This is a genomic window from Micromonospora arborensis (genome assembly GCF_003205615.1).
GTDB lineage: Bacteria > Actinomycetota > Actinomycetes > Mycobacteriales > Micromonosporaceae > Micromonospora > Micromonospora arborensis.
Genome location: NZ_PYBV01000013.1, coordinates 80,367 through 90,189, shown reverse-complemented (window position 1 = coordinate 90,189; position 9,823 = coordinate 80,367). Strand labels below are relative to the sequence as shown.

Annotated in this window: 9 protein-coding genes; 6 read left to right on the top strand and 3 right to left on the bottom strand. The window is 72.6% G+C overall.

Annotated features, from left to right (window positions below; genetic code table 11):
- Positions 1 to 629 (bottom strand): GNAT family N-acetyltransferase, cg3035/Rv0428c family (locus C7C45_RS10960; RefSeq protein ID WP_425271128.1); only part of this gene is annotated, 629 nt, incomplete at its 3' end.
- A gap of 79 nt (positions 630 to 708) precedes the next feature.
- Between C7C45_RS10960 and fdxA the strand changes: the two genes are divergently transcribed.
- The 5 genes from fdxA to C7C45_RS10935 all read left to right on the top strand — a co-directional run bounded on the left by fdxA (position 709) and on the right by C7C45_RS10935 (position 4,657).
- The gene (gene fdxA / locus C7C45_RS34925) at positions 709 to 1,035 is read left to right on the top strand and encodes a ferredoxin (protein WP_110563518.1); all 327 of its coding nucleotides are present in this window, start codon (positions 709 to 711) and stop codon (positions 1,033 to 1,035) included.
- Positions 1,032 to 2,141 (top strand): succinyldiaminopimelate transaminase, encoded by a 1,110-nt coding sequence (dapC, locus tag C7C45_RS10950; RefSeq protein WP_280101371.1) that lies wholly within the window; start codon positions 1,032 to 1,034, stop codon positions 2,139 to 2,141. Before fdxA ends, dapC begins: the two co-directional genes overlap by 4 nt.
- 188 nt (positions 2,142 to 2,329) lie before the next feature.
- A complete protein-coding gene (locus C7C45_RS10945; RefSeq protein ID WP_110563516.1) occupies positions 2,330 to 3,349 on the top strand; it encodes a prephenate dehydrogenase in 1,020 nt (339 codons plus the stop codon).
- Between the two features lie 10 nt (positions 3,350 to 3,359).
- Complete coding sequence (locus tag C7C45_RS10940) at positions 3,360 to 4,010, top strand: SIMPL domain-containing protein (RefSeq protein WP_110563515.1); 651 nt, start codon at positions 3,360 to 3,362, stop codon at positions 4,008 to 4,010.
- The gene (locus C7C45_RS10935) at positions 4,010 to 4,657 is read left to right on the top strand and encodes a nucleoside/nucleotide kinase family protein (RefSeq protein WP_110563514.1); all 648 of its coding nucleotides are present in this window, start codon (positions 4,010 to 4,012) and stop codon (positions 4,655 to 4,657) included. The genes C7C45_RS10940 and C7C45_RS10935 overlap by 1 nt, the downstream gene beginning before the upstream one ends.
- A gap of 53 nt (positions 4,658 to 4,710) precedes the next feature.
- Here the strand turns inward: C7C45_RS10935 and C7C45_RS10930 are convergent, their stop codons facing one another.
- A complete protein-coding gene (locus tag C7C45_RS10930; RefSeq protein WP_110563513.1) occupies positions 4,711 to 5,268 on the bottom strand; it encodes a sugar O-acetyltransferase in 558 nt (185 codons plus the stop codon).
- Between the two features lie 160 nt (positions 5,269 to 5,428).
- Between C7C45_RS10930 and C7C45_RS10925 the strand changes: the two genes are divergently transcribed.
- The gene (locus tag C7C45_RS10925; protein WP_110563512.1) at positions 5,429 to 8,761 is read left to right on the top strand and encodes a S8 family serine peptidase; all 3,333 of its coding nucleotides are present in this window, start codon (positions 5,429 to 5,431) and stop codon (positions 8,759 to 8,761) included.
- A 51-nt stretch (positions 8,762 to 8,812) separates the two neighbouring features.
- On the opposite strand, the gene dapD is transcribed toward C7C45_RS10925, so the two are convergent.
- The gene (dapD, locus tag C7C45_RS10920) at positions 8,813 to 9,772 is read right to left on the bottom strand and encodes a 2,3,4,5-tetrahydropyridine-2,6-dicarboxylate N-succinyltransferase (protein ID WP_110563511.1); all 960 of its coding nucleotides are present in this window, start codon (positions 9,770 to 9,772) and stop codon (positions 8,813 to 8,815) included.
- Positions 9,773 to 9,823 lie beyond the last annotated feature (51 nt).

The following is a 9,823-nucleotide window of genomic DNA, read 5'->3' as shown; positions in this document are numbered from 1 at the left end:
CCCACTGCGCCGGCTCCCGCCGCGCTGGCTCCCGCCGCGCCGACCCCCACTGCGCCGGCTCCCGCTGGGCGGGTGGGCAGGGTTCCGACGGGCGCCGACGTCAGCAGGGGGAGCGGAGCGGTCTGCACCAGTACCGGCGGGCGGGCGCCCCAGCCGCGGGCGTCCAACTCGGCGCCGACCGGGGCGGCGAGTGGCAGCGGCGTGTTGATCATCGGTGGTTGGCCCTGCTTGGCGTACCAGCGCTCGACCGCGTCCACGGCGGCGGGTAGCGGTCGGTCCGGGTCGCCGACCGGCAGCGCGGAGTTGGCCCGTCCGGTCCAGCCGTCAGCCGCGCGGAGCAGCCAGTCACCGAGCCGGTCCCGCGTCGGTGCCGGCCAGGCCTCGTCGGCGGCCCGTTCGAGCGCCACGACCGCTGCGGCGGTCGGCCGACGGGTCGGCGGCACCCGCTTGGCGCGGTGGACCTGCGCTACCGGGACGCGTAGCTCGCCGTGTGCCGTGGAGAGCGTGAGATGAGTCTCGCTCAGCTCGACCAGCTCGCCGAGGGCATCGGAAAAGAGCGGGCGCCCTTCGCGAATCCCCACAATCCGGCGGACTACGATCCGGTGTCCCACATCCTGCTGTCGGAGCACGATCGACCCCCTCCCCGGCGAGATACTAGGCTCTAACTGTCGCGGGAGATCGCGGCGCGTCTTGCGGAGGAGAAGACCGGTGACCTACATCATCGCCGAGCCGTGCGTGGATGTGCTCGACAAGGCATGCATCGAGGAGTGCCCGGTCGACTGCATTTACGAGGGCAATCGGATGCTCTACATCCACCCCGACGAGTGCGTCGACTGTGGTGCCTGCGAGCCCGTCTGCCCGGTGGAGGCGATCTTCTACGAGGACGACGTCCCGGAGCAGTGGAAGGACTACACCGGCGCCAACTACGAGTTCTTCGAGGAGCTGGGCTCGCCCGGTGGTGCCTCGAAGGTCGGCAAGGTGGAGAAGGACGCCACCTTCGTCGCCGCGCAGCCGCCGCGCGGCGAGGGCCACTGAACCGGTCCGCGCCGGTCTCGTCGCGACTGCCCGAGTTCACCTGGGACACTCTGGACGCCGCGGCCACCCTGGCCGCGGCGCACCCGGAGGGCCTGATCAACCTCTCCATGGGTACGCCGGTCGACCCGGTGCCCGAGGTGATCCGCCAGGCGCTCGCTGACGCGTCCGACGCTCCCGGTTATCCGCTGACCGCCGGCACCCCGGCGTTGCGGGCCGCGATCGCGGCGTGGGTGTCTCGGGCGTGTGGTGCTGGGGTCGACGGTCTCGGTGTGCTGCCGACCATCGGCTCGAAGGAGTTGGTCGCCTGGCTGCCCACCCTGCTCGGCATCGGCCCGGGTGACGTGGTGGTGGTGCCGTCGGTCGCGTACCCGACCTACGAGGACGGGGCCCGGCTGGCGGGTGCGACGGTTGTCCGCACCGACTCGCTCACCTCGGTCGGGCCGACGTCGCGGGTGCGCCTGGTCTGGGTCAACTCGCCTGGCAACCCCACCGGCCGGGTGCTGCCCGCAGCGCACCTGCGGAAGGTGGTCGACTGGGCCCGGGAACGCGGCGCCGTGGTCGCCAGCGACGAGTGCTACCTGCCCCTCGGCTGGTCGGCCGAGCCGGTTTCGGTGCTGTCTCCGCAGGTCAGCGGTGGCAGCTACGACGGTGTGCTGGCCCTGCACTCGCTGTCCAAGCGTTCCAACCTCGCCGGATACCGGGCCGGGTTCGTGGCCGGTGACCCGGCGCTCGTCGCCGAGTTGCTGAAGGTCCGCAAGCATGCCGGCATGATCGTGCCGGCGCCGGTGCAGGCGGCGATGGTGGCGGCACTGCAGGACGAGCGACACGCCGACGAGCAGCGGGAGCGCTACCGGGCCCGGCGCGAGGTGTTGACGGCCGCCTTCACCGGCGCCGGCTTCACGGTCGAGCACTCGGAGGCCGGTCTCTACCTCTGGCTGACGCGCGATGAGGACTGCTGGCAGACCGTCGACTGGCTGGCCCGACGCGGCATCCTGGTCGCGGCCGGCGTCTTCTACGGCCCCAGCGCCAACCGGCACGTCCGGGTTGCGCTGACCGAGACCGACGAGCACGTCGCAGCGGTCGCCGGCCGCCTCGCCGACGCCTGATCGTTCGCGGTCCGGGCGGTCGACCCTTGCGAGCCGACCGCCCGGACGGCGTCAGTCGGTGATCCGGCGGAATACCTTCAACAGCGTCCGTCACCCGGGTCCTCGGCTCGGGCCGGCGATATCCTCTGCCCCGGACCTGGTCGGGGCCGTGTCGGTCCCGCACCCAGCAGGAAGGTCGAGGCGTGCGGATGGTGGACAGGCCCGGTACGCGGGTACGGGCGGCCGTGATCGGCACCGGCCTGATCGGCGGATCCGTTCTGCTGCGCCTGGCCGATGCGGGCCTGGACGTGGCGGGATGGGATCCGGACCCGGCGACTCGTGATCGAGCCCAGGGTCGGGGGGTGGTCGCCCCGGCCACGATCGAGCAGACCGTGGCCGACCGGGACGTGGTCTTCCTCTGCGGCCCGCTGCCCACCCTCCCGGGCACCCTGGCCCGGGTGGCCGAGCTGACCGCGCCCGGCTGCGTGCTCACCGATGTCGGCAGCACCAAGGTCGAGGTCGCCGAGGCGGCGGATCGGCTCGGGCTCATCGACCGGTTCGTGCCGGGGCATCCGATGGCCGGCGCGGAGTCGGCCGGCCTGACTGCTGCCTCGCCGACCCTGCTGGCCGGTGCCGCCTGGGTGCTCTGCCCGGCGCCGCGCGCCGCGACGGACGCCTTCCGCTGGCTGGCCGGGCTGCTGGTGGAGTTGTTCGGTGCGCGGGTCGTGCCGATGTCCGCGTCGGCGCACGACTCGGCGGCCGCGCTCGCCTCGCACGTGCCGCACCTGCTGGCCGGCGCGTTGGCCGGGGCGACGCAGCGGGCGCCGCTGCGCGACGCGGTGCTGGCGTTGGCCGCGGGCAGCTTCTCCGACGGCACGCGGGTCGCCGGCACTCCAGCGGAGCGGACCGCGAACATGCTCCTCGGCAACCGCGACCGCGTGCTGCACGAGCTGGACGAGGTCCGTGCGTTCCTGGACGGGCTGGCCGCGGAGCTGCGGGCCGACGACGCACCCGCGCTCATCGCGCGGTACGCCGAAGCCCGGACGGCCCGGTTGGCGCTGCTGGACCGGCGGTTCGCCGGTCAGGACCGGGAGTTCCCGGCCGGGGGTGACCATGACGCCGAGGTGGCCTGGCTGCGCGGTCTGGGCGCTGCGGGCGGGCACCTGACCGGTTGTCGGATCGGCCCGGACGCCGTTTCCTACAGCGCGCGGATCCCGGTGGCTGACTAGGCTGAGGGGTATGGCGGTGGACGGTCCGGTGGTGCAGGTGCGCGGCGAGGCGTACCGGGAGGTGCCGCCCGAGCTGGCCCGTTTCGCGGTCACCGCGACAGCGCGGGATCGGGACCGGGAGGCCACCCTGACCCGGCTGGCCGAGCGGGCCGCCGCCATCCGGGTGCTGCTGGACGGCTCCGGTCCGGCGGTGGCGCGGCGGGAGACCGGCGACCTGCGGGTGCGACCGGAGACCCGGCGCTCGGGCGAGCGGGTGGTCGCCTGGCACGGCAGCGTGACCACCACGGTCACCGTCACCGACTTCACCGCTCTCGGCGAGCTGATGCTCCGGTTGGCCGACCAGGACCAGGTCGAGGTGGCCGGGCCCTGGTGGGAGCTTCGCCCGGACAGCCCCGCGCACCGCGAGGCCCGACAGGCCGCGATCGGCGACGCGTTGGTGCGGGCCCGGGAGTACGCTGAGGCGCTCGGTGCCCAGGTCACCTCGTTGCTTGAGCTGGCCGATGCCGGCCCGGCTGACCGGCCGATGTTCGCCCGTGCGGCGTTCGCCCCCGGCGGTGGCGCGGGTGGTGGCCCGCCGGAGCTTGAGCTGGACCCACAACCGCAGACCGTGCAGGCGGCGGTGCAGGCGAGGTTCACGATCAGCGCGCCGGTCCTCGACTGATGCCACCGGCTCAGGTGCTGTCCGTCGACGAACTGGTGCAACGGGCGTTGGCGTTGACCGAGGCGGGCCCTCGACAACTGTTGGGCATCGCCGGTGCGCCGGGCGCCGGGAAGTCCACGCTGGCCGAGCAGGTCGTGGCCGCCCTCGGGGCGACGGCCCGGCTGGTGCCGATGGACGGCTTCCACCTGGCGCAGTCCCAGCTGGTCCGGTTGGGCCGCGCGGACCGCAAGGGCGCGAGGGACACCTTCGACGCCAATGGGTACGTCTCGTTGCTGCGCCGGTTGCGCCGGCTGGAGCCCACCTCGGTGTACGCGCCGGAGTTCCGCCGGGAGTTGGAGGAGCCGGTGGCCGGCTCGATCGAGGTGCCTCCGTCGGTCCGGTTGGTGGTGACTGAGGGCAACTACCTGCTGCTGCCGGATTTCCCGTGGCAGGAGGTGCGGACGCTGCTGCACGAGGCGTGGTTCCTCGATCTGGACGCCGAGCTGCGCCAGCGTCGGCTGACCGCCCGACATGTGGCCTACGGGCGCTCGCCGGAGCAGGCGCGCGAGTGGGCGCTGGGCAGTGACGAGGCCAACGCGGCCCTGATCAGCCCCACCGCCGATCGGGCCGACCTGGTGGTCCGCCTGCCCGAGCCGCCGGCGGCCTGATCGGCCCGTCGAGGTCGGCGTGGTCAATCCAGTGCGCCGAGGTCGGCGCGTGGTCAGTCCAGTTCGCGGACCGGCCGGGCGGGGTTGCCGACGGCGACCACGTTGGCGGGTAGGTCCCGGGTCACCACCGCGCCCGCGCCGACGACGGTGTTCGCGCCGATCGACACGCCGGCCAGCACGATGGCTCCGCCGCCGAGCCAGGCGTTGTCGCCGATGGTGATCGGCTTTGCGGCCTCCCACTTGTCGCGGCGTGGGCCGGGCTCCACCGGGTGGGTCGGCGTGAGTAGCTGCACGTTGGGTCCGATCTGGACGTCGGCGCCGATGGTGATCGGTGCGACGTCGAGGAAGACCGCGTGGTAGTTGACGAAGCTGCGTGGCCCGATGCGGGTCTGCCAGCCGTAGTCGCAGTAGAACGGTGGGCGGATCCAGGTGCCCTCGCCCAGCTCGCCGAGGAGGTCGCGGAGTGCCGCGAGGCGGGCCTGGGGGTCCGCGGCGGGGCTGGTGTTGAAGCGTTCCATCAGCCGAGCGGCCCGGTCCAGGTCGGCGATGATCTCTGGATCGTCAGCGAGGTAGGGCTCGCCGGCGAGCATCCGGTCCTTCATGGAGGTCACCCGGTCGATGATGCCCGCCGAAACTGTTATTGGTTGGCAGGTTCGTCATATTTTCGACCCCTTATTTGCATACCGGGTATGCAATACTGACGGCGGTCAATGTACCTCTCATGGGAATCAACGCTCCAACGAGGAGGATCCGTTGCATCGACGCAGCAGAATGACCATCGCAGTCACCGCCGTGGCAGCTCTCGTCCTGGGCATTCCGGCGACGGCCGTGGCCCGCCCACCCACCGACACCGCCCCCGACGCCGTCCCGCGTACCGCGATCGGCGCCGCCACCACGAAGACGGTCACCCTGCTCACCGGCGACCGGATCTCCGTCACCGCTTCCGGTTCCGCCGCCGTCCAGCCGGCCCCCGGTCGTACTCATCTGCGCTTCCTCACCACCCGCGACCGCGGCCAACTCACCGTGCTGCCGCAGGACGCCCTGCCGCTGATCCGCTCCGGTCGGGTCGACCGGCGACTGTTCGACGTGACCGGGCTGATCGCCGCCGGTTACGACGACGCCCACCGCGACCGCCTGCCGCTGCTGCTCACCGGCGGTGTGGGCGCGCGGCAGCGCGCCGCCGCAGCACCCGCCGGGCTGACCGTCACCGCGCAGTTGCCCGCGATCGACGGTGTCGCCGCGACGGCGGACAAGGGGCGGGCCACGGCGATCTGGGCGACGCTCACCGGCACCAGCGACGGTGCCCGGGTCGGCACGGCGGGGGTTGCCGACCGGATCTGGCTCGACGGCCGCCGACGGGTCACCCTGGACCACAGCGTGCCGCAGATCGGCGCGCCGGCCGCGCACCAGGCCGGATTCACCGGCCAGGGCGTCCGCGTCGCGGTGCTGGACACCGGCGTGGACGCCAACCACCCCGACCTGACCGGCCGGGTCGCGGAATCGCGGAATTTCACCGAGGTCACCGAGGCCGGTGACACGGTCGGCCACGGCACCCACGTCGCCTCGATCATCGCGGGCAGCGGCGCAGCCTCAGGCGGCAAGTACCGAGGTGTCGCCCCGGACGCCACGCTGCTCTCCGGCAAGGTCTGCGAGAACCAGGGCTGTTCGGACTCGGCGATCCTGGCCGGCATGCAGTGGGCTGCCGTCGACCAGCACGCCGACGTGATCAACATGAGCCTGACCGGGTCCGACACGCCCGACGTCGACCCGCTGGAGGCGGCGGTCGAGTCGCTGACCGCGCAGACCGGCGCGCTCTTCGTGATCTCCTCCGGCAACGACGGCTCGGACGGCTCGGTCGGCTCGCCGGGCACCGCGGACTCCGCGTTGGCGGTGGGCGCGGTGGACCGCGACGACGCGTTGGCCGAATTTTCCAGCCGCGGCCCCCGCGTGGGCGACGGCGGGCTGAAGCCGGACATCACCGCTCCCGGGGTGGACATCGTCGCCGCCCGCGGCGACGGCACCGAACTCGGCGCGCCGGTGGGAGACGCGTACGTCTCGGTCTCCGGCACCTCGATGGCCGCGCCGCACGTCACCGGCGCGGTGGCGCTGCTCGCCCAGCAGCACTCCGGCTGGGCGGGGGCACAGCTCAAGGCCACCCTGATGGCCTCGGCGAAGCCGCACCCGGAGCAGACCGCGTTCCAGCAGGGTGCCGGCCGGGTCGACGTGGCCAGGGCAATCACCCAGCGGGTCGTCAGCGCCCCGGTCAGCATCTCCTTCGGGCAACCGGCCTGGCCGCACAACGACGACACCCCGGTCGCCCGCGAGGTCGGCTGGCGGAACGACGGCCCGGACCCGATCACCCTGGATCTCACCCTCGAAGTGACCGGACCCGATGGGCAGCAGGCCCCCGCCGGCATGTTCACCCTCGCGGCTGGCCAGGTCACCGTGCCGGCCGCTGGCACCGCCGGCACCACGGTCACCGCGGACACCCGCCTCGGCAACGCCGACGGTTACTGGACCGGACGGATCGTGGCCCGCTCCGGGGCGGCGGTCGCGGTCACCCCGCTGGCCGTGGACCGGGAGGTGGAGAGCTACACGCTGACCGTGGAGCACCTGGATCGCGCAGGCGAGCGCACCGCGGACCACTGGACCACCCTGGTCGGGATGGACACCTTCGCCCACTGGGATCTCGTCAGCTCGGACGGGGTGGCCACCGTGCGGTTGCCCAAGGGGCGCTACGGCCTGAATGGCGTCGTCTTCGAGCCCGCACCGGAGGATGAGCAGGGCGGGATGTCCCTGTTGGCGCAACCTGAGGTGACCATCGACCAGGACACCCGGATCGTCGTGGACGCCCGCCGGACCAAGCCGGTACGGGTGACCGTTCCGGACCGGACCGCCGCCCCGGTACTGATCGACGTCAGCGGCAACTTCACGGCCGAGGACGGCAGCGGGTACGGCATCGGGATCTGGGCGGAAACGTTCACCGGCCTGACCAGTGGTCAACTCGGCAAGCCGGTCTCCGCCGACCGGTTCGTCGCCACCGTCAGCAGCCAGTGGATCAAGCCGGACACGGCCAACAGCCCGTACCTGTACGCGCTGGCCGAAGCGATCCCTGGCCGGGTGCCCACCGGGTTCGTCCGCGACTACACCCGACGGGACCTGGCCACCGTCGTGCACCGGTTCCGCGGTGGCGACCCGGGCGTGGAGGCCGAGCGGACCGTGTACCCCGTGCTGGAGTACAACGTCGGCGGCTCCGCCCTGATCCTGCCCACCGCCGTGCCCGGCCAACGGGTCGAGTACTACAACACCAAGGGTGTGAAGTGGGAATCCGACATCTACTTCGGAACGCGGGACGAGGACGGCTGGTTGAACGCGCAGGCGGCGCTCTTCTCCACCCCCACCGCGTACCGGGCCGGGCGGACGGTGCAGGAGAACTGGAACCAGGCGCCGTACGCACCGTCCTTCCCGACCCCGCGCTGGCCGCACCAGAGCGTCACCCGCACCGGCGACACCATCCTGGTCGACGTGCCGATGTTCAGCGACGCGGCCGGGCACCCGGGCGGTTCGCTGAGCGACAGCGAGCACACCAAGCTCTGGCGCGACGGCAAGCTGGTCGGCGAGAGTGAGTACGCCGGCTACGGAGAGTTCACCGTGCCGCCGGGTAGGGCGGACTACCAGCTCGTCACGTCGTCGAAGCGGAGCTTCACCGACCTGAGCACCGAGGTGGAATCCAGCTGGACCTTCCGGTCGGGGCACGTCGCCGGTGACACGCCGGCCCGACTGCCCCTGTCGGCGGTGGGCTTCGCGCCGCCGTTGCGGGTCGACAACAGCGCGCCGGCCGGTCAGGACTTCGTCGTCCCGGTGCGGGTGCACCCGCAGCCCGGTGCGCGGGCCGCCCGGGTGGAGAAGCTCGCCGTCGACGTGTCGTACGACAGCGGGAAGACCTGGGGCAAGGCGAGGCTGGTCCGCACCTCCGCCGACGGCTGGTCAGCCCTGTTGCGCCATCCGGCCGGCACCGGCCACGTGTCGCTGCGTGCCACCGCCCGCGACGCCGCCGGCAACACGGTGACCGCAAAGATCATCCAGGCGTACCGGTTGCGCTGAGGCGTACCCCTGTCGGGTCCGCGGCCGAGCGCCGCGGACCCGGCGGGTCCGTCAGTCGTTGGCGTGCAGGGCGGCGTTGAGCTCGATGCCCCGGCCGGTGCGCGGCCGGGCCTCCAGCGCGCCGGTCACCGAGTTGCGCCAGAACAGCAGGCCGTCGACGCCGGAGAGTTCCCGGCCCTTGACCACCCGGCCGTCGGGAAGCGTGATCTTCGACGCCGCGGTGATGTAGCAGCCGGCCTCGACCACACAGTCGTCGCCGAGCGAGATCCCGACGCCGGCGTTCGCGCCGACCAGGCTCCGCTCGCCGATGCTGATCCTGTCGGTGCCGCCGCCGGAGAGGGTGCCCATGATGGAGGCCCCGCCGCCGATGTCGGAACCGTCGCCGACCAGCACACCCTGCACGATCCGCCCCTCGACCATCGAGGTGCCGACCGTGCCGGCGTTGAAGTTCACGAAGCCCTCGTGCATCACGGTGGTGCCGGCGGCCAGGTGCGCTCCCAGGCGGACCCGGTCGGCGTCGGCGATCCGCACCCCGGCGGGGACCACGTAGTCGGTCATCCGGGGGAACTTGTCCACCCCGTACACCGCCAGGTGGCGGCCGGCCGCCCGCTCGATCACCCGCAGCTCGTCCACCCGCTCCGGGGGGCACGGCCCGGCGGACGTCCAGGCCACGTTGGCCAGCTTGCCGAAGATGCCGTCGAGGTTGAGCTGGTTGGGTCGGACCAGGCGGTGGGAGAGCAGGTGCAACCGGAGGTACGCGTCGGGGGCGTCCTTGATCGGGTCGTCCAGCGAGCCGATCACGGTGACCACCTGGACGGTACGCAGACCGGGCAGTGACCGGTCCCCGAGCGCGGCCGGCGGCAGGTCGAGCACGTCCGACTCGTCCTCACCGGCGACCAGCGGCAGTTCGCCCAGGCCCAGCTTGCCCGTCGGGTACCAGGTGTCGAGCACCTGCTCGTCTGTGGTGACCGTGGCCAGGCCGATGCCCCAGGCGGAATCTGCGGACGTCACTGTTACACCTCTCGGTCGCAGCCGGGTTGGCCTCGGCTCGCTCCTCGCGCT

Bases quoted from the DNA above. Each gene is read 5' to 3' on its own strand.
- C7C45_RS10945 (WP_110563516.1), top strand. From the start codon at position 2,330: ATGGTGGACAGGCCCGGTACGCGGGTACGGGCGGCCGTGATCGGCACC.
- C7C45_RS10940 (WP_110563515.1), top strand. From the start codon at position 3,360: ATGGCGGTGGACGGTCCGGTGGTGCAGGTGCGCGGCGAGGCGTACCGG.
- C7C45_RS10935 (WP_110563514.1), top strand. From the start codon at position 4,010: ATGCCACCGGCTCAGGTGCTGTCCGTCGACGAACTGGTGCAACGGGCG.
- C7C45_RS10925 (WP_110563512.1), top strand. From the start codon at position 5,429: ATGACCATCGCAGTCACCGCCGTGGCAGCTCTCGTCCTGGGCATTCCG.